This is a genomic window from Bradyrhizobium sp. CCGUVB4N (genome assembly GCF_024199945.1).
Classification (GTDB): Bacteria; Pseudomonadota; Alphaproteobacteria; order Rhizobiales; family Xanthobacteraceae; genus Bradyrhizobium.
In genome coordinates, this window is record NZ_JANADP010000001.1 from 3,395,856 (window position 1) to 3,414,945 (window position 19,090).

Here is a 19,090-nt window from a genome sequence, read left to right on the forward strand (position 1 = left end):
GACGGTATCGTGGCGTAACGGGTGTCGTGCGTGGGTGCACGGCCGGGGGTGTGTTCGATGAGCTTGGCTTTGTTGATTGCAGGGATTTTCGCCGTGGTGGCGGGCCTCCTTGCGATCGCTTTTGGCTATTCGATCAGGGATTTCAGCCTCGGCAGCACGCTCATAACGAGCGGCGTGATCGGCGTCTGCTCCGGAATGTTACTGGTCGGCCTCTACATCGTGCTGCTGGAGCTGCAAGGCATTGCCCGCCGGCTGGCCGGAACAGCTGCGGCGTCGGAGGTTCGCGTGAGGCCGGTGCTGCCGCCGGGCCTCGCTGCGCCCACTGCACCGGGTGCGTCTGCGCTGGAACTGCCGCCGGCGCGCGTCGAGCCGCAGCCATCGCCCGCTGCGCCGCCTTGGCAGGCCGAAGCGCCAGTGCGCGAGCGACCGCGGGTCGAGGCACCGGCCGAGCCGGAAGCGCCGCCACCGCCCCCGCCCGCCGCTCCGGAGGCACCACGTCGCCGCAACCTGATGTTCGCCTCGAGCTCGCGCAAGGAGCGTGAGCGTGCCGAGGCCAAGGCCGCGGACGGTCTGCCGCTGCAACCACATGCCGAGCCCGCGGAGCCGGCCGCATCAGAAGCTCCGCCCGCGAGCTTCGACGATGCCTGGCCGAAGGCCGACCGTGCACGGCCGCCGGAGCCACCCGCGGCGCGTCGCCCGTCGCCGCCGCGGCCGGCGTCGACCTTCGAGCCGGCTGCACCTCAGCCTGCTGCGCCTCAGCCCGCCGCACCTCCGCCCGCCCCCGAGCCGCCGCCGGTCGAACAGTCGCCGGTGACGGTGCTCAAATCCGGCATCGTCGACGGCATGGCCTATTCGCTTTATTCCGACGGCTCGATCGAGGCGCAAATGCCGGAGGGCATGATGCGCTTTGCCTCGATCGACGAACTGCGCGCCCATCTCGACCAGCGCGGCGGCTGAAGCCCCGCTGGATCCAAGTAGAGTCTCGCAGTTTTTGTCGCGAGATCAGTAATCGGTTCATATTTTCCAGTCGTCCTATTTCGGCCAAACGTATTGTTGACAGAGAATACTTCACCGCCGCCAATGCAGTCGCGACGGAGTCATTGGAGAGAGGTCGAGCCCATGTCCGATGCCGGGGCCAAAAATTTCATCGAGCTGACGGCGAACATCGTCTCGGCCTATGTCAGCAACAACCCGACGCCGGCCGCCGAGATTCCGAACCTGATCAGCCAGGTGCACGGTGCGTTGACGCGGGTGTCGTCGGGTCGCGTCGAAGCGCCGCTCGAACCGGCAAAGCCCGCAGTCTCGCTGAAGAAGTCGATCGCGCCCGACTATCTGGTGTGCCTGGAAGACGGCAAGCGCTTCAAGTCGCTGAAGCGCCATCTGCGCACGCAGTACAGCATGACGCCCGAGCAATATCGCGAGAAATGGGGCCTGCCGGCCGACTATCCCATGGTCGCGCCGAACTACGCGGTGGCGCGTTCGCAGCTGGCGAAGAAGATGGGCCTGGGACAGCAGCAGCGGAAGAAGGGGAAGTAGCGTAGCGCTTAGTGTCGTAGGGTGGGCAAAGGCGCAAAGCGCCGTGCCCACGAATTCTCATCAATCGCACTCAGAACGTGGGCACGCTTCGCTTTGCCCACCGTACGGCAGCTCATCATGCGGAGCTACGACGCTTCCGCGAGCGCCTCTTTCGCGTCGGTCTTGATCCGCTCGACCATCGAACGCAGGCCGTTGGAGCGCTGCGGCGTCAGATGGTCGCGGAAGCCGAACTCGTTGAACACGGAAATCGCATCGGTATCGAGGATCTCCTGCGGCGTGCGGCCGGAATAGAGCGAGAGCACGATCGCGACCAGCCCGCGCACAATATGCGCGTCGCTGTCGCCGCGATACTTCAGGATCGGCGCGCCATTGCCGCGATCGACCAGCTTCTGGAGCCAGACCTGGCTGACGCAGCCATTCACCTTGTTCTCGGCCGAGTGCTCCGCCTCGGGCATCGGTTCCAGGGTGCGGCCGAGCTCGATGACGTACCGGTAACGGTCGTCCCAGTCGTCCAGAAGCTCGAAATTGTCCCTGATCTCGTCAATCGTCGTCATTGATGGCCCGTGGTTCCCGCGTTCTCCCAATATAGGCACGCGGGACGTCGAAATCGATAGGATTTGGGGCCTAATTCGCGGCTTCCGGACCGCGCCATTCCAGCGCGAGATCGTCCTGGGTCAGCGTGTCGCGCGGCGCCTCGGTCGCGGCTGCGTCGCCTTCACCGGCGACCGTGATCGAGCCGGTGTGGTCGGGCGCCTTCTTGTCGGTCTTTTCGTTCTTCTCGATCTGCTCTTTTTTGTCGTTGATGATCTGGTAGATCTTCTTCGCGCCGTCCTGGGCCCGCTGGCCGATGATGGTGGCGGCCTGTCCGCCGACCTCGCAGGCTGCCGGCTGACGTTTGCAGAACTGGCTCATGTCGGAGACGGCCGCGGTCGCAGCCTGCACCGCGTCGGCAGCGCCGATCTGCGGCAGCTTGTCCGATTCGTGCGTCTTGTCCCGCGGCAGGAGCACCAGCACCAGCCCGAGCCAGAATGTGATGCGGAGCAGAAAGCGCATCTAATCGACCTGTATGTTAGATCCCGCCGCGGCGATCCCCGCGAGGTGTCGGACCTAGCAACTCTCGATAAATCGCAAGTGATTGCCTTCCGCTTAATTCGCGGAAAATTTACGCAAAAATCTTCGCGATTGGCGGTCTCGTAAATTTTCGATTGATGGCTGGGCCATTGGTGTTCCGGCTCCCGCGCGTCCACCAATTCGAAACCATGAAAGGGACGGCGAAACCCTGTGTTCACCATCCGCGATGATGACATCGCCAAATCGCCTAAAAATCTCCGCGATGACGCCGTGTCGGGCCGCAGGCCGGATCGCCTTAGCACTCGTTTAAGGTCGCTCTGACACGTTGGCTCAACGACAAGGAGGCGTTCCGGCACGTCTTCAACGACGATTGAGCCGAAGCGCGAGACCCGTGACAGTTTTGAGTATCATCCGCGATTGTCTCGATGCGCTGCTGCATCCCTCCGCGCGTTACGATGCGCTGACGCGAGCGCGCCATCGGGCTTTCATGGCGCCGCGGCTTCTCGGAAGCCTGGCCGCCTTTGCCGCATTTCCTGTCTATCTGGTCCTGCGTGGCGCGCCGAGCGCGATCGAGGTCGCGGCCTTTGCCTGGCTGATCGCGCCGATCATGCTGTCCTGGTTCCTGTCACGCACCGGCCGCTATGAAGGCGCCCATGTGCTGTCGTCGCTGGCGCTCGCCGGCCTGATCATGGCGATCGCCGCCACCACCGGCGGTATCGAATCATTCGCGGCTATCTGGCTGGTCGTGGTTCCCCTCGAAGCCGCGCTGTCGGCCTCGCGCCGCGTCGCAGCCTTTGCCTCGTTGCTCGCGTTGTCCTGCGCGGGTCTGTTGATCCTGGTCACCCAGCTCGGCTGGCTGCCGGCCGGCGACCTCAGCGCCCCCGAGCGCGCCGCGATGATGGCGTTCGGCGTCGCTTCCGCAACACTCTATGCCGCGGGCCTTGCCTTCGGCGCCGAGTCGCTCGCGCGTACCAGCGTCACGTTGCTGTCGCGCGAGGAGGAGCGCTATCGCCTACTGGCGCGCAACATGAGCGACGTGATCTCGCGGCATCAGCGCAACGGCGCGGTGCAATTCATCTCGCCGGCCGCCGAAGCCATGCTCGGCATGCCGGTCGCGCAGCTGCTCGGCCATGGCCTGTTCGATCGCGTCCATGTCGCCGACCGCCCGGCCTATCTCACCGCACTGTCCGATGCCGCGCGCGGCGACGTGCGCAGCGTCGAGTTCCGGCTGCGCCGGGAGCCCGATGGTTCCGAGCGCGGTCAGGTCGATTTCATTTGGGTCGAGATGCGCTGCCGGCCGCTCGATCAGCATCCGGGCGGCGATCTCACGCGCGAGGCCGAAGTCGTCGGCGTCATGCGCGACGTGACCGATCGCAAGCTGTCCGAGCAGGCGCTCGATCAGGCGCGCAGCGCGGCGGAAGCCGCCGACGCCGCCAAGACGCGCTTCCTCGCCACCATGAGCCACGAGCTGCGCACGCCGCTCAACGCCATCATCGGCTTCTCCGAGATGATCGCGCAGGAGCAGACCCTGATGCTGGGCGCGCCCCAGCGCAAGGAATATGCCGAGCTGATCAACGCCTCCGGCCAGCACCTGCTGTCGGTCGTCAACGGCATTCTCGACATGTCGAAGATGGAGTCGGGCAATTTCGAGATTGCGTCGGAGCCGTTCGCACCGCGCGCCTCGCTGATGCATTGCTGCAACCTGCTTGCGCTCAAGGCGCGCGAGAACGGCATCGATCTCATCACCGACGCGCCGCAGGATCTGCCCGTCATGACCGGCGATCCCAGAGCCTTCAAGCAGATCGTGCTCAACCTCGTCGCCAACGCCGTCAAGTTCACCGAGCGCGGCGGCCAGGTCACCGTGGCGGCCGCTGCATCCGCCTCGCAGCTCACGCTGCGCATCAGCGATACCGGCGTCGGGATTGCGCCTGAAGATCTCAAGCGCATCGGCGCGCCGTTCTTCCAATGCGGCAAGACCTATGAGCGCCGTCACGAGGGCACCGGCCTCGGCCTTTCCATCGTGAAGAGCCTCGTGGCGTTGCATCTCGGCGAATTGACGGTACAAAGCAAGCTCGGCGAGGGCACCGCGGTCACCGTCAAGCTGCCGCTGGTCTACACGCCGCCGCAAGCCAAGCCGGCGGAGAGCAAGATCGCGACGCTGACGCCGGCGCTGCGCCAAGAGACTCAAGACCGACAGATTCAAGACCGACCTCAGGACCAACCTGCTTTGGTGAAGAAAAGTGCCTAGAAAGCCTGCAAAGGACGAAGCCGCTCCGCGCCGCCGTGGTGCCAAGGCCGCGGTCGTGGATGTCGAGACCGAGCGCAACCTCGTGCTACGCGTGCTCTTGCACAGCCCGAAGGACACGCTGGCCGGCCTCGTCGCCGTCGCCGCGATCAGCGCTATCGTTGCCAATGCGCTGTTCCTCCAGACCGGCCGGCATCCGGCGCCGATGTTCGGCACCGTGATCAATCTTCCCGCGCCGTCGTCGGTGCCGCTCTCCAATCCCATGCCGCGTCCGCGTCCGGTCGGGGCCGATACGTCGCCGCTCGAGCCGAAAGCAACCGAGTTTCGCGTCGAGCCGAAGCCAGCCGAGAAGGCACCGGAGAAGCCTGCCGAGACGACGGCCTCGACGTCGCCGCGCGCGGGCGATCCCATGACCAATCTGGTCATCAAGGCCACGACACCCACGCCGGCACCGTCCGCGGTGGCCGTCGCACGTCCGCCGGCGCCGATCCCGACGCAGCAGAGCCCGGCGGCGCGTCGCCTCGCCGGCGTGCAGCGCGCGCTGTCCGAATACGGCTATGGGAATTTGAAGATCACGGGCACGATGAGCGGCGAGACCCAGTCGGCGATCCAGACCTTCGAGCGCCAGCACAAGATGCCCGTCACCGGCCAGGTGTCGGACCGCCTGCTGCGCGAGCTCGCCGCCGCGATCGGCCACCCCGTCGAATAATCGTTGTCGCGTCTTGAAGCCTGAAGGCTGGTGCTGTCTGCAGCGCTGGCCTATCGTGCACGCATGCGTTTGAAATCAAACATCTGGGTCTCAGCCTACTTGCGCCGGTGCCAGACCGAGGGCGTGTTCGGCGCCGTGCGCCGTCGCGGTGCCGAGGAGGCGGGGGCGGTGTTCGTGAAGGTGTCGCTGCTCGACGGCAACGCGATGCTCTACACGCCGGCGCCGCAGACCGTCTATGACGAGGGACGGCCGGTCGATCGGCTCTTCGTACCGATTGCGCCGCAGCCGGTGCCTGAGCCTGCCGTGGAAGAGCGCCTGACCAAGGAGCTTCGCTTCGACCCGGATGCTTGGATCGTGGAGACGGAGGACCGCGCGGGGCGGCATTTCCTCGAGTTGGCGAAGACCTAACTGCCGATCCACCGTCATTGCGAGGAGCTCGTGACAAAATTGCGCAGCAATTTTGCACCGGAGGCGAGCGTTACCGCTCCGACGATCCGCCTGAGCCCGTCCGCACCGCCGGGCTCGACCCGGGCTGCACGCCCGGCCGCGACTGGCCGGCCGCGCCGCGGGCGCGCTGCCGCTCGCTGTCATGCAGCGACGGCTGGTACTTTGCGCGTGTGACGGCGAGCGTCGAGCCGCGCCAGGCGGCGAGCATCACCAGCGCGGAGCGGTCGCTGAGGCGGTCGTAGAGCCGCGACAGCCGGTAGACTGAATCCACCGAATTGCCGATCGCCGGCTTGAAGAACAAGAGGATGCGCTGGAAGTTCGGGCTCGGCATGTCGAGCGCGCGGGCGGCCACTGCAAGTGCCTCGCCGCCGGCATCGTCGACGATCTGGGCTGCGACCCGCGAGGGCAGGATCAGGGTATCGCCGAGCTCGTAGGTGAAACTCTCGATATCGCCCGCGATCGCCGCCATCTCCAGGATCTGGATCGCACGCCTGGTGTGCACGCTCGGAATCCGCGGCGCGGCCTTCAGCGGCGTCTGCGCCAGATTGTGCAGGATCAGCGCGCGCTGGCTCGCATCGGCGCCGAAGAACATGTCGTGGATCTCGGCCGCTTCCTTCGGCTGCATCGCCATGTTGGCGGCCATGCGCGCTTCCGCGTCGGTCGGTGTGCGGGCAGGCGAGGGGGCGATGGCGGCACGCGGGATCTCGCGTGCGAGCGGCACCCTGCGGCCTTCCTGCGCTGCGACCAGCCCGAGCTTCTGCAGCACCGGGACCGGCGTCTGCGGATAGATCGCAAGCTTCGCCTTGACGGAGGCACGCGTCGCATCGTCGACCTGGTCGATCAGCCGCGTGGCGAGCTCGATGAATTGCCGCTGCTCGTCCTCGCTGTGGGTGGGCGCCTGGACATAGAGGTCGGTCAGCACCCGCAGCAGCGTCGGGCGAACGTCGACGCCCTCGCGGCGGGAGAGTGTCATCAGCCCGTCGAATCCGGGAAACAGCGACTTGGTCATGGAGGCGTACGCAACTTGGAAAAGACTGTTGCCTCAGCCTATCAGGGGTTCCTTTAAAGGCTCCTTAAGGAAAACGAAGTGTGAAGCAAACCCGCTCATTTCAACCGTTTCGTGTCGCCGCGGGACGCACGGGCCGGCCCGTGCGGTTACGGTCCGAAACCTTTGTTTACATCCCGTTAACCATAAACTGATCCTAATGACCCCCATGTTGCAGGGGCGCATTTTGTCGCGCGGCAATTGAGAGAGCTGACATGGGGACCATCATCGAATTTCCGGCCGGTCGCCGGGTGGGCTCGTCGGGGGATGTCACACCGCGCGCGGACATGGGGACGATTTTGATCCTTCCCGTCATCCGCATCGAGCGCGACGCGGACGAAACCAGCGGCGATCGCGGACCGGAAGCGGGCACAGCGCCGGGGCGCCGTCGTCGTCGCCGCTAGGTTCCGGCTTTTGCAATGCCGGAAATCATCCGCCAGATCCGCACGATCGTATCGGCCATCCTGTTCGCAGCGGTGGGCGCGACGCTTGCCGGCTGTAGCGGCGGCGATTTCGGACGGACCCGTGCCGACATGCGCAGCGATGACATGCATCGCTGGCTCGGCCTCGAGGCCACGGGCAGCCTCGGCCTCAAGGCTTCGCAATTCCAATTGACCGACGAGGAGCGCCAGCTTCGCGACCTCGCCTATCCCATGATCCAGCCTCCGCTGTCGCGCCCGGCCTGGAAGAGCGTGTTCGGCGACTACAAGGCCCTGCCGTCGCCGTGGCGCCAGAAGATCGTGTTCGACCGCACCATGTACGGGCGCACGCTGATCGACGAACCGCATCGCTCGCATTCTTCACGCTATGCGCAGCTGATCGAGGACGTGCGCAACGACATCACGCGTTTTGAACCATTCTTTGCCTCAGCCATCCGCGTCATCGATCTCGACAAGAAGCGCGAGGCCAGCATGGCGCGCGTCTCGGCGCTGTCGCCGCAGGAAAAGGACGATGCCGTCGCACGCATGCAGGAGAACTCGCTGATCATCCAGTGGGTGCAGCTGTCGCTGGAGCAGCGCGTCTCGTCCTATCGCTTTGCGCTGGAGCGTCTGGTGATCCAGGCGCCCGACGCCATGGCCGCGGATGCCGATCGGCTGATCGGCGAACTCGCAGCGCAAACCGCCAATCCCCCGGTTCAGTCGCAGCCGGCCTATGGCCGCGCGGTGGTGTCGAAGGGCTGACGGCGCATCGCCACGCTCATATCCTGTGGGTCACCAGCTTGAGGGCGCCGGCAATGCCGGTCGCGACCAGCAGGATCGCGGCCATTCCGATCATGCCGGCGTTGAAGGAGCCTGTCGTATCCTTCAGCAAGCCGACCATGTAGGGACCGACGAAGCCGCCGAACGCACCGACGGAGTTGATGAACGCGATGCCGCCGGCCGCGGCCGCACCCGTCAGGAAGCCCTGCGGGATGGTGTAGAACACCGTCCGCGCCGAGATCGTGCCGACCAGCGCCAGCGTCAGGCAGGCGAGCGCCGGAATAAGCGAGGTGAAGACGACGGACAGCGCAAGGCCGAGGGCACCGAGGATCAGCGCGGCCATGAGGTTGTAGATCTTCTGCCCTTTCCGATCGACCAGACGCGCCCAGAGCAGCATTCCGATCGTCGCGAACAGGTAGGGAATCGCCGAGAGCCAGCCGACTTCCATGTTGCTGAGGCCATGGCCTTTCAGGATCAGCGGCAGCCAGATGCCGATGCCGTAGGAGCCGATCGTGAAGGCGAAGGTGATCGCGGTGAGCATCAGCACCCGCGTGTCTTTCATCGCGGCCCACAGATCCTTCTTGGGCTTGTCGTGCTTGTCGCCGGCAAGCGCGGACAGGAGTGCGTGTCGCTCGGCTGACGTTAGCCACCTGGCCTGCTCGGGCGTATCGGCAAGCAGAACCAGGCAGAGAACACCGAGCGCGCAGGCCGGAAGTCCCTCGACCAGAAACATCCACTGCCAGCCGGCAAAGCCCCAGAATCCGTCCATCCCGAGCAGGGCCGCCGAGATCGGACTGCCGAGCAGCGAGGAGAGCGGCGTAGCCGCCATGAACAGGGCCAGCACGCTGGTGCGGTTCTTTTCAGGAAACCAGATCGAGATGTACCAGATCACACCTGGAAAGAAGCCGGCCTCGAACACGCCGAGGAGGAAGCGGATCACATAGAAGCTGTAGGGGCCCGTCGCAAACGCGGTCGCAGCAGCAGCGAGGCCCCAGGTGATCATGATGCGTGCCAGCCAGCGCCGCGCGCCGAACCGGTACATCATCATGTTGCTGGGGACTTCCAGCAGGCAGTAGCTGAAGAACAGGATGCCGGCGCCCCAGCCGAATTGCGTGGCGCTCAGCCCGATATCCTTGTTCATTTGCAGCGCAGCAAAGCCGACGCTGGTGCGGTCGAGATAGTTGAAAAGATAGGCGAGGCCGAGCAGCGGGACCAGCCGCCAGGTGTTTTTGGAAATGGCGCTTGCGAGCAGTGCTGCATCCGGACTGCCGTCCGTGAACGATCCATTGGCCGTGATCTCGGTCATGCGCCAAACCTCCCATGCATCCAGGCCGGTTACCCCTGGGGAGCCCGGCTGTGTTAGGTTCAGGCATGCCAGACCGAGCGGACGATGGTCCAATCGCTAATGTTTTGGAATCGATAACCGGGAGGAAGAGGTGGACCTTCGCGACCTCACTTATTTCGAGGTGATCGCTGATCTCGGCCATATGGGCCGGGCCGCCGACAAGCTCGGACGCACCCAGCCCGCTCTGACCAAATGCATCCAGCGTCTTGAGGATGCAGTCGGGGCCGATCTGTTCGAGCGGACCGGACGCGGCATCACCCTCACGCGCGTCGGCGAGGTGCTGCTGGCACGCGCGCGCCGCATGCGCGAGGCCATGGAGGAGTCGCTGCGTGAGGTGACTGATTTTGCCGCCGGCACCGCCGGACGCGTCGGGATCGGCTGCGGCGCGACGATGGGCGAGTACCTGCTGCCGCAGATCTGCCGCGCGATCATTGCGGATGCGCCTGGGCTTGCGATCGAAGTGCAGATCGGCATGAGCGGCGTGGTCAGGGCGGCGCTTCGCGAACGAGTCCTCGACGTTGCCATCGGTCCGATCCTTCCCTCCGACGAGCAGGAATTCGCGCACGAAGCCTTCGGCATGGACGACGTTGTCGTCGTCGCGGCAAAGGACCATCCGCTATGTGGCCAACGGCTCGCGATCGAGGATCTCGTCGCCGCGAAATGGGTGCTGCCGGCCCGCACCGTGGCGATGCGGCAATGGCTCGACAACGTCTTCGAGGCGCATGGCCTGCCGCCGCCCAATGTCCAGATCGAGACCAACTCGATCACGACTTTGCCGAAGCTGATCGCCGATACGGCGCTGCTCAGCTTCACGTCGACGCGAAACCTGCATCCGCTTCGGCTGGGCACCCAGCTCGACCGGTTGATGATCGACACCACGACGATGCGTCGGCCGCTCGGCTTCGTCACCCGCCGCGACGGTTATCTCTCTCCGGCCGCGCAGCGCGTCGTCGGCCTGCTCAAATCCAAGGGGCGTGACTTCCTCGAACAGGTCACGTTGCCTGGCATGACGGATGGCGCGGCAGCCAAGCCGACCATCGTGGTCAACCGGACGGAGCGAGTCCATAAACGCGCGCGGCAGTCGCGCTGAACAGGTTCATGCGATCACTCTGGCTGGCGTGACGCGTCAGGCGTTTGAACGCATTCCACACGGTGCCATATCCATAGGAGCCCTTGTCGACCGGAAAATTGCTTTCGAACATGCATCGCTGCGCGCCGAATGCCTCGATGCAAGTCTCGATGTAAGGACGCCAGGCTGTGGCGAGCGTTTCCGAGGACGGCGGGACGTCGCGGGTCTCGAAACCGAATCCATTGATGCGCATGCCGAGACCGCCGAGCTTGACGCAGACATTGTCGCAAGCTGCGAGCTCGCGGATGGCACGCGACCATGCGGCGAAAATGTCCTCGCGCTGGTCCCTGTAGGCGCCGATCCCCACGATGCCGCCGAGATGATCGAGCACGATCGTCGTCCGCGGAAAGGCACGCGCAAGTGCGGTCAGCTCGTCGATTTGCGGATGGAACAGCCATGCGTCGAACACGAGCCCGAGGGATGCCAGTCGCGCAAAGCCGGCGCGGAATGTGCTGTCGCCGAGCAGGCCCGGCGGGCCGGCGCTCAACGGGTTCATCAGGCTTCGGTCGGCATCCCACACCGTGATGTGTCGGATGCCGCGGAATCGTCCGGGCGCCGCGGCGATGTGAGCCTCCAGCACACAAGCGACCTGATCGCCGAGACATAGATCCGCATGGCCGACGATCCCGGCACAAAGTTGCCGCGGGCCGTATTGGCCGCTTGCGCTCATGGCTGCGACACCGTTGACGAATTCGGTCTCGCCGACGACGCGCATCGCGGCGGGGGCATCGGCGCGGTACATCGCCTGGCACTGCATGAAAACGCTGGCCATGATGGTGTGGCCGCTTGCCGCGATATCCGCGCGATATTCGTCGAACAGATATCTCCAGTTCGGCCGGTCCCAGAGATGATGATGGGCGTCGATGATCGGCAGCTCGGGTTCGAGCGCCTCCTCGACGCCGCGCGCCAGCCAATCCGGCCGCACGGCGAGATAGTTGCCGCCTGCTGCCTGGGATGACGTCACTTGGGATGACGTCACTTGGCGAAATCCCGCGGAGCGGGGCCGGTGTAGCGATAGGGGATGCCCGGCGGCATCGGGCCCTTGATGCGGCCGCCCTGCTGCGATTGCTCCCACGCATGGGCAAGGATACCGACCGAGCGCGAGAGAATGAACAGGCCGCGCCCCAGCGCAGGTGCAAAGCCCAGCTCCGAATAGATCACGGCGGTGGCGCCGTCGATGTTCATTGGAATCGTCCGGCCCTTGCGCTGCTGCATCACCGCTTCGACGCCGCGGCCGATCTCGGCGAAGCGGCCGGACACCACCCCGTTCGTGCGCGCGCTGTCGACCAGTGCGAGCAGTCGCGGCGAGCGGGGATCGAGCGGATGAAAGCGATGCCCGAACCCCGGTACGATCTTTCCGTTCGCCGCGATGAAGGCGTCGAGGCCCTGTTCGACAGCGGTCGTCAGTTCGGCGCCCGCGTCCTGGCGCTTCGCGATGTCGGCGTACAGCTCCATGCATTGTTCGCCGGCGCCACCATGAATGTCGTCGAGCACGTTGATGGCCGAGGCCATCGCGCCGTTGAGGGGAAGGCCGCATGTCACGGCCATCCGCCCGATCGCAATCGACGGCGCCTGCGGACCGTGGTCCACCGCGGCGACCAGTGCTGCTTCCAGCAGTGAGCCTTGCTCGGGCGTGGGCAGATCGCCCTTCAGCATCAGCCACATCATCTGCGGAAACGACACCCGGCCGATCAGTTGCTCGATCGGAAAGCCGCGGAAGCGGATCACGCCGGGCTTCATGTCGATGATGTCGGTCGACCACCATTGGGTGGCCTTTTGCAGCAGGTCTGCGGAGCCTTGATCGGTCATGGAATCTGTCCTCTTACGTGCTTGAAGTTTCGGCGCGCGCCTTCAGGTCCGGCATCTTGACGGTCTCTTTCACCGTCGGCCGGTTGTCGAAGGCGACGACGCCGCGTTGGCCGAGTGCTGCGATCTCGCCGTCCGCGAAGCCGAGTTGCCTGAGCCATCTCTCAGTGTCCTGGCCGAGGCTCGGTGGTGGCGACGGCTCCGGATAGTCGGTCTCGAGCCGGAAGCCAGGTCGGGTGACCCGCATCGTCTGTCCGCCGGTCACCGTCGCATTCAGATGCTCCACGAATTTGCGACCGACGATCTGCTCTTCCTTCAGCACCTCCGGCACGCTCAGGACACAGCCCGCCGGAACGCCCTTGGCGTTGAACAGCGCCTCCCATTCGGCGGCGGATTTGGCGGCGAGGGCGGCTTCGAGCTCGCGCTTCAGGGCAACGCGATAGTCCTTGCGCGACTGCCGTTCGCTGAACCGCGGATCGGACTTCAACTCGGGCTTTCCGACGATGTCGCAAAGCGCCTCGTACTGCTTCTGCTCGTTGGCCGCGATGTTGAGCGGCCCGGAGCCGGTCGCAAACGTGCCGGACGGAGCCGCCGTGAAATTCTCGTTGCCGATCGGCTGCGGATCGACATTGCCGTTGAGGTGATTGGAGACCACCCAGCCCATGGCGGCCAGGGTCGATTCGAGCAGCGAGACGTCGATCTTCCGCCCGCGCCCGCTCTGGCGCTGCTCGACCAGCGCCGCCGTGATTGCAAAGGATGCGGTGAGGCCCGCAATGGTGTCGGCGATCGGAAAGCCGGTGCGCAGGGGCGCCGTCTCGGCGTCGCCCGTGACGCTCATGACGCCGGACAATCCCTGAACGATCTGATCGTAAGCGGGCCGGCCCACCCAGGGGCCGTCCTGTCCAAAGCCCGAGATGGCACAATAGACGATGCGCGGATTGCGCCTTGCGAGCACCTCGTAGCCGAGCCCCAGCCGCTCCATCACCTTCGGGCGGAAATTCTCCAGCACGACGTCCGCCGTCTCGACGAGGCGCAGGAAAATCTCCTTGCCTTCGTCGGCCTTGAAATCGATCGCGACGGATTGCTTGTCCGCGTTCACCGCGACGAAGGACAGCCCCATCAGGTTCTTCGCCATGGCCGGATCAGCGCCGAGCCGGCGCGCCAGATCGCCGCCCTTCGGATTCTCGATCTTGATGACCTCGGCGCCGAGACGCGCAAGCTGATAGCCGCAGAACGGACCGGCCAGCACGTTGGAGAGATCGAGGATGCGAATGCCGGCGAGGGGCAATGTCATGTGGTGTCCTCCGGATGACGAAAATGTGCGAGAGATCAGACGAGTCCGAGCCAGTGCCACCAGGTCGCGGCGCACAGCGCATAGAGCAGGCAGGCGACGATGCAGATGATCACGCCGACTTTCGGGAAGTCTTCGACGCGAAGCCGGCCGGTGCCATAGACGAGGATGTTCGGCAGGGTGTTGTAGAACATCAGCAGCGGGTAGCCGCCGATGATCATGCCGGCCGGCAGCGCCAGCGCGACCGGGTTGACGCCCGCAGTCGTCGCCATTGCCAGGATGATCGGCAGCAGGGCGGTCGCCATGGCGGTCGTGCCGACGAACATCACATGCATGAACTGCACGATGAACATCACGACCACGATGACGACCAGCGCCGAGGCACCGGCGAGGCCAAGCGCGTGGAAGATCGAATTCGCCAGCCAGTTGGCGGCGCCGGTCTTCAGCAGAATGTCGCCGAGCGAGACGCCGCCGCCCGCAATCAGCAGCACCTGCCAGGAGACGCCTTTGTTGGCATCGTTCCAGTCCATCACGCCGAAGCGCGGCAGAAACAGGAGGCAGGCCCCCATCAGGCAGACGACGGTCGTGTCCAGTCCGGTCAGACCCTGCGTCGCCCAGAGGCAGGTCACAAGGACGAACACGGTCAGCGCGCGCCATTCGGCGGATGTCATCCGGCCCATCGCGGCGAGATTCTGCGTTATCCGTGCGTCGGCCTGCTCGTGACCGGCTTTGAATTCCGGCGGAAACACCCGCTGGATCACCCACCAGGTGAACAGGGTCATCGCCAGCGCCGGCGGGAATCCATAGAGCAGCCATTCGGCATAGGTGATGGTGTGGCCGCTCGTCTTGGCGACGAACTCGACCGTGACGGGATTCGGCACCGTGGCCGTCAGCACACCGGCGCCGATCGTCGCGTTCGTCATCGTCAAGGTGAGGAGCAGGTTGATCGCAAACGGCGAGCGCGCGCCGGCTCCGAAGATCGTCAGGATACTGAGGCATTCCGGCAGCAGGATTGCCGTGCGCGCCGTCGACGACGGCACGAGGAAGGCGAGGGCGATATTGACCAGCGTCACGCCGAGCGTGATCCGTGTCGGCTCGCTGCCGAAGCGCGCCAGGATGATGTAGGTGATCCGCTCGGCAAGGCGCGTCTTCACCATTGCGGTCGCGAGGATGAAGGCGCCGACGATCAGATACACCGGCGAGGCGGAGAAGCCGTCGAGCGCAGTCCGCAGCGGGGCCGTTCCGGTCAGCACCGCAAGCGGAACGACCATCAGGCTCGCGATCGCGAGCGGTATCGCTTCGGTCAGATAGAGCACGAAAATGCCCCCGAACAGCGCCAGCGCCTTGTGGCCCTGCAAGGACAGCGTCTCCGGGGTGGGGCTGAGCCAGATGGCGGCCGCGACGACGACGGCGAGGGGAACGCCGATCGCCCTCAGCATCGCCTCCAGCGATCGGGGCGCGTGCGCGCCGGCCTCCGCGTGAGCGTGAGATGACACGAGTTTTCTCCCTGTCGAAGCATGCGGCGATGGATCGGTGCCATCACGGTTTTGGAGCCGTGCTTCGGGGATGCGAGTAGCTTGGCCGCCGGATCTGCGTCCAATTGCAAGTTTTCAGGAGACCATAACCCGCAGGAATGTGCGGCGTTCGCGACGACGAGCGATCTTGCAACCTTGGCGAGGATTACGTCCAGGTGCCACCGGGACGGGGCTCCGGGAACCTGTGTTGCGCTGCGCCCCAAGCGATTCAGCTTTTGGTCGAACCGCTCCGAATGGTGCTTGTTCTCCCAAGCCATCGCGATAGGATTGTACCGTTATACCAAGTCAATTTGCACGAAGGTCTTTTGAGATGAGCATCAATTCCGCGATGCCGCTTGACGCCCGTCGAAATTTCACGCCCCTGCGAAAGTTGCTCGCCCTTGCCATCCTGCTCGGATCGAGCGGATCCGCCGCCGCACTGACCAAGGAGGCGGCGATCGAGAACTGCCGGATGACCGTCGGCAAGCCGATCGTGCAGGCCTGCATGCAGGCCCAGGGAGGCCGCAGGGCTGGTGCCGATATCGAGGGCTGTCGCGCCAAGGCCAAACCGCAGGTCCACGCCTGCGTGCTCGCCGCGCTCAATGCCGCGAACGGACGCGCCAATGTCGCCGTCGAGGCGCCGAAGGAGGAGGCGCCCAAGCTGGCGCCGGGGACCGCGCTGCCGAAGGATTTCATCGCGCCGCCGCGCACCATCTCCGACATCACCGCGATCCTCGACAGCGAAAAGCCGAACGAAAAGCTGATCGCTGAGCTGAAGCAGGACGCGGATTCGGCTCCCACCGGCAAGGAGTCCCGCGAGGATCTCGCCCAGTTCTATTTCGATCGCGCCAATGCGCGCTCCCAGCTCGGGCGGCTTGCCGAGTCCATCGCTGACGCCAACAAGGCCGTCGAGGTGGGACGCGGCGCGATCAGCGCGGCCATGATGGGCCGGCTGACCCAGCTAGCCGCCATCCAATATTCTGCCAATGGCGATCCAAAGCGCGCACTCGAGATCATGCAAAGGCAGTTGCGCGAGGTCGCCACCATGCCGGGCGCGAAGGGGTATCTGTTCAACGCCAATCGCTCGATCGCCGGCATTCTCATTCAAATGGGTGATGTGCCGCAAGCCGAGGGCTATCTGCGCCGCAGCTTGGCCGGCATCCAGGAGGCTCGCACGAGCGGCCTTCCCGGGTGGCGCACCTCCTATGCGAGGATGGGGCAGAATTGGGAGGCGGAAATCGAGGGCACCCGCGCCATGATCTTCGAGGCGCGCGGGCAGTTCAAGGAAGCCGAAGCCTCCTATCGCCTGGCCGAGCAGCGTAAGCGCGCCGGCATGAAGGCCGTGATGGAGTCGGAAAATCCGCCCGCCGAAACCGTTGTCTTGCAGTCGATCGACTACATGGTCTTGAGCGAGGCCCGCATGAAGGCCCGGCAGGGCAGGCTCGCCGAAGCGGAGGTCGATGCGCGCCGGGCGCTGCTGTCGCGTCTGAAGGACACCGGCAAATACAATCCGGTCATGCCGCGCTACGTGATGGGATTGGCCGGAATCCTGGTCGACGAGGGCCGTTACGACGAAGCCGAGCAGCTCGGCCGCGTCGCGCTCGAGATCAACAAGACGGTCGGCGTGCCGGATGACTCGCAATCGACCGTGCAGCTGCTCTCGCAGCTCGCCGGCATCCTGAACATCCAGCGCAAGAATGCCGAAGCCAGCGACATGTTTGCGCGGATCGACAAGGCGGTTGCCAATTGGGATCCGCAACGCCGCCAGGTCATCGAGCTCAATCCGGCGCGCATTCTCGCGCTCTACAATTCCGGCCAGCTCGACGCCGGCATCGCCGCCGCCGAGCAACTGGTCAAGAAGCAGATCGGACGGGTCGGCGAGAACCATTTCGATGCGGCGTCGGCGCGCGGCACGCTTGCAATCGGCTTGATGCGCGCGCGGCGCGATGCGGACGCGATCCGGGAGTTCAAGGCTGCCATCCCGATCATGATGGCGAACGCAAACGAGAACGCCGACGACGAGAACACGACCGTCGTGGCCGCGCGCAGCCAGCGGCTCCAGAACATCGTCGAGAGCTACCTCCTGCTGCTGGCGCGGGCCGAAGGCACCGGCAGCGGCATCGGTGAGGAGACGTTCGGCCTGGCCGACGCGATCCGCGGCCGCTCCGTGCAGCAGGCGCTGGCCGCCTCCAGCGCGCGTGCGGCGGCGAAGGATCCCGCGCTGGCCGAGCTCGTGCGCAAGGAGCAGGACCTCACCAAGCAGGTCAACGCCCAGCTCGGCACGCTCACCAACGTTCTCGCCATTCCCTCGGCGGAGCGCGACGAGAAGGGCGCGCAGCAGATCCAGGCCTCAATCGTCGCCTTGCGTGGCGAGCGCGACAAGGCGCGCCAGGAGATCAAGCAGAAGTTTCCGGTCTACGCCGATCTGGTCTCGCCGAAGCCGCCGGCCGTCGCCGAAATCCGTGCGACGCTGGCCGACAACGAGGCCATGCTGTCGTTCTATTTCGGGCAGTATGGCAGCTTCGTCTGGGCCGTGCCGAAATCGGGGCCGGTGGCGTTCGCGGCCGTCAAGGCCAGCATCGGCGACGTCGAGACCAAGATCCGCAAGCTGCGCGAGGCGCTCGAGCCGCAGGCTGCGATGATCTCGGACATTCCGCCGTTTGATCTCAAGCTCGGCTACGAGCTCTACGAGCTGTTGCTGAAGCCGGTCGAGAGTGGATGGAAGCCGGCCAGGAACTTGATCGTGGTCACGAATGGCGCGCTCGGCCTGCTGCCGCTGTCGCTGTTGCCGACGGCGCCGGCCGAGGTGGCCGCGGACGAGGATCCGCTCTTCGTCGGCTATCGGAACGTGCCATGGCTTGCGCGCACCCATGCCGTCTCGACGGTCCCCTCGGCCGCCGCCTTGCGCACGCTGCGGCAGTTGCCGCCCGGCAAGCCCGGCCGCGGCGATCTCGTGGCGTTTGGCGATCCCTATTTCAACACGGATCAGCAGGCCGAGGCGGAAGGCGCCGGCGAAAAGGTGCAGGTCGCCGATGTCGGCGGCAACGTCACGCGCGGCATGCCGCTGAAGCGCCGCAACAGCCCGAAGCTCGACGGCGTCGACAGCGCCGAACTCGGTCTCTTGCCCCGCCTTCCAGACACGGCCGACGAACTCAAATCGATCGCGCTGGCGCTGCAGGCTGATCCTTCCAAGGTGCTGTTCCTCGGCAAGAACGCGACCGAGAACGCGGTCAAGACGATGAACCTCTCCGGATTCAAGATCCTCGCATTTGCCACCCACGGCCTTGTGCCGGGCGAGCTCAACGGATTGACCCAGCCGGCGCTCGCACTGTCATCGCCAACGGTGACGGGTGAAGGCGGCGACGGCCTCCTGACCATGGAGGAGATTCTCGGCCTCAAGCTCGACGCCGACTGGGTCATCCTGTCGGCTTGCAACACCGGTGCCGGCGCAGGCGCAGGCGCGGAGGCCGCATCCGGACTTGGTCGCGCCTTCTTTTACGCGGGGACGCGCGCGCTGCTGGTGACGAACTGGTCGGTGCATTCGCAATCCGCGCGGCAGCTGGTGACCGATCTGTTCAAGCGGCAGGCGGACGATCCAAAACTGTCGCGGAGCGAAGCGCTGCGGCAGGCGATGATGGCCCTGGTCGACGGCCCCGGTTACCTGAACGGCGAGGGCAAGACCGAGTTTGCCTATGCGCATCCGCTGTTCTGGGCGCCGTATACCATCATCGGCGATGGCGGCGTGCGATGATT

General features: G+C 65.3%; 17 protein-coding genes. 9 read left to right on the forward strand and 8 right to left on the reverse strand.

All coding sequences use genetic code 11. The annotated features are described in order from the left end of the window. The first annotated feature begins 57 nt into the window (after nt 1–57). Both NLM31_RS15310 and NLM31_RS15315 read left to right on the forward strand, forming a co-directional pair. Nucleotides 58–957, forward strand: a complete 900-nt coding sequence (locus tag NLM31_RS15310) for a DUF308 domain-containing protein (protein WP_254192757.1) — start codon at nt 58–60, stop codon at nt 955–957. A 162-nt stretch (nt 958–1,119) separates the two neighbouring features. Further along, nucleotides 1,120–1,536: a MucR family transcriptional regulator gene (locus tag NLM31_RS15315; RefSeq protein ID WP_254130158.1), complete on the forward strand. Its 417-nt coding sequence runs from the start codon at nt 1,120–1,122 to the stop codon at nt 1,534–1,536. A 125-nt stretch (nt 1,537–1,661) separates the two neighbouring features. Here the strand turns inward: NLM31_RS15315 and NLM31_RS15320 are convergent, their stop codons facing one another. Together NLM31_RS15320 and NLM31_RS15325 are read right to left on the reverse strand one after the other, a co-directional pair. Next, entirely contained in the window at nt 1,662–2,090 is a 429-nt protein-coding gene (locus NLM31_RS15320; RefSeq protein ID WP_254130159.1) for a SufE family protein, read from the reverse strand. Between the two features lie 70 nt (nt 2,091–2,160). Then, complete coding sequence (locus NLM31_RS15325) at nt 2,161–2,589, reverse strand: DUF5330 domain-containing protein (protein WP_254130160.1); 429 nt, start codon at nt 2,587–2,589, stop codon at nt 2,161–2,163. Nucleotides 2,590–2,998: 409 nt separating this feature from the next. Between NLM31_RS15325 and NLM31_RS15330 the strand changes: the two genes are divergently transcribed. From NLM31_RS15330 to NLM31_RS15340, 3 genes are all read left to right on the forward strand, one after another. Beyond that, on the forward strand, nt 2,999–4,855 hold the full coding sequence (locus tag NLM31_RS15330) for a PAS domain-containing sensor histidine kinase (RefSeq protein ID WP_254192758.1): 1,857 nt from the start codon (nt 2,999–3,001) through the stop codon (nt 4,853–4,855). Next, the gene (locus NLM31_RS15335) at nt 4,848–5,561 is read left to right on the forward strand and encodes a peptidoglycan-binding protein (protein ID WP_254192759.1); all 714 of its coding nucleotides are present in this window, start codon (nt 4,848–4,850) and stop codon (nt 5,559–5,561) included. The genes NLM31_RS15330 and NLM31_RS15335 overlap by 8 nt, the downstream gene beginning before the upstream one ends. A 63-nt stretch (nt 5,562–5,624) precedes the next feature. Then, the gene (locus NLM31_RS15340) at nt 5,625–5,969 is read left to right on the forward strand and encodes a DUF1491 family protein (protein WP_254135336.1); all 345 of its coding nucleotides are present in this window, start codon (nt 5,625–5,627) and stop codon (nt 5,967–5,969) included. 70 nt (nt 5,970–6,039) lie between these two features. On the opposite strand, the gene NLM31_RS15345 is transcribed toward NLM31_RS15340, so the two are convergent. Then, on the reverse strand, nt 6,040–7,017 hold the full coding sequence (locus tag NLM31_RS15345; protein WP_254130163.1) for a DUF2336 domain-containing protein: 978 nt from the start codon (nt 7,015–7,017) through the stop codon (nt 6,040–6,042). Between the two features lie 251 nt (nt 7,018–7,268). Between NLM31_RS15345 and NLM31_RS15350 the strand changes: the two genes are divergently transcribed. Further along, on the forward strand, nt 7,269–7,457 hold the full coding sequence (locus tag NLM31_RS15350) for a hypothetical protein (protein WP_254130164.1): 189 nt from the start codon (nt 7,269–7,271) through the stop codon (nt 7,455–7,457). Between the two features lie 15 nt (nt 7,458–7,472). Beyond that, nucleotides 7,473–8,234: a hypothetical protein gene (locus NLM31_RS15355; RefSeq protein ID WP_254192760.1), complete on the forward strand. Its 762-nt coding sequence runs from the start codon at nt 7,473–7,475 to the stop codon at nt 8,232–8,234. Nucleotides 8,235–8,250: 16 nt separating this feature from the next. Here the strand turns inward: NLM31_RS15355 and NLM31_RS15360 are convergent, their stop codons facing one another. Next, entirely contained in the window at nt 8,251–9,558 is a 1,308-nt protein-coding gene (locus tag NLM31_RS15360; protein WP_254192761.1) for an MFS transporter, read from the reverse strand. Nucleotides 9,559–9,688: 130 nt separating this feature from the next. On the opposite strand from NLM31_RS15360, the gene NLM31_RS15365 reads away from it, so the two are divergent. After that, the gene (locus NLM31_RS15365) at nt 9,689–10,687 is read left to right on the forward strand and encodes a LysR family transcriptional regulator (protein ID WP_254192762.1); all 999 of its coding nucleotides are present in this window, start codon (nt 9,689–9,691) and stop codon (nt 10,685–10,687) included. Here the strand turns inward: NLM31_RS15365 and NLM31_RS15370 are convergent. Genes NLM31_RS15370 through NLM31_RS15385 form a run of 4 tightly spaced genes read right to left on the reverse strand, consistent with a single transcriptional unit; the run spans nt 10,641 to nt 15,319 of the window. Further along, on the reverse strand, nt 10,641–11,705 hold the full coding sequence (locus tag NLM31_RS15370) for an amidohydrolase (RefSeq protein WP_254192763.1): 1,065 nt from the start codon (nt 11,703–11,705) through the stop codon (nt 10,641–10,643). The genes NLM31_RS15365 and NLM31_RS15370 overlap by 47 nt on opposite strands. After that, nucleotides 11,702–12,535, reverse strand: coding sequence for a citryl-CoA lyase (locus NLM31_RS15375; protein ID WP_254192764.1), 834 nt, complete (start codon nt 12,533–12,535; stop codon nt 11,702–11,704). The genes NLM31_RS15370 and NLM31_RS15375 overlap by 4 nt, the downstream gene beginning before the upstream one ends. A gap of 13 nt (nt 12,536–12,548) precedes the next feature. Beyond that, on the reverse strand, nt 12,549–13,826 hold the full coding sequence (locus tag NLM31_RS15380; protein WP_254192765.1) for a CaiB/BaiF CoA-transferase family protein: 1,278 nt from the start codon (nt 13,824–13,826) through the stop codon (nt 12,549–12,551). A 35-nt stretch (nt 13,827–13,861) separates the two neighbouring features. Then, nucleotides 13,862–15,319, reverse strand: coding sequence for a DASS family sodium-coupled anion symporter (locus tag NLM31_RS15385; RefSeq protein WP_254192766.1), 1,458 nt, complete (start codon nt 15,317–15,319; stop codon nt 13,862–13,864). Between the two features lie 349 nt (nt 15,320–15,668). Here NLM31_RS15385 and NLM31_RS15390 point away from each other — a divergent pair, with 349 nt between their 5' ends. Further along, nucleotides 15,669–19,088, forward strand: a complete 3,420-nt coding sequence (locus tag NLM31_RS15390; protein ID WP_254192767.1) for a CHAT domain-containing protein — start codon at nt 15,669–15,671, stop codon at nt 19,086–19,088. Nucleotides 19,089–19,090 lie beyond the last annotated feature (2 nt).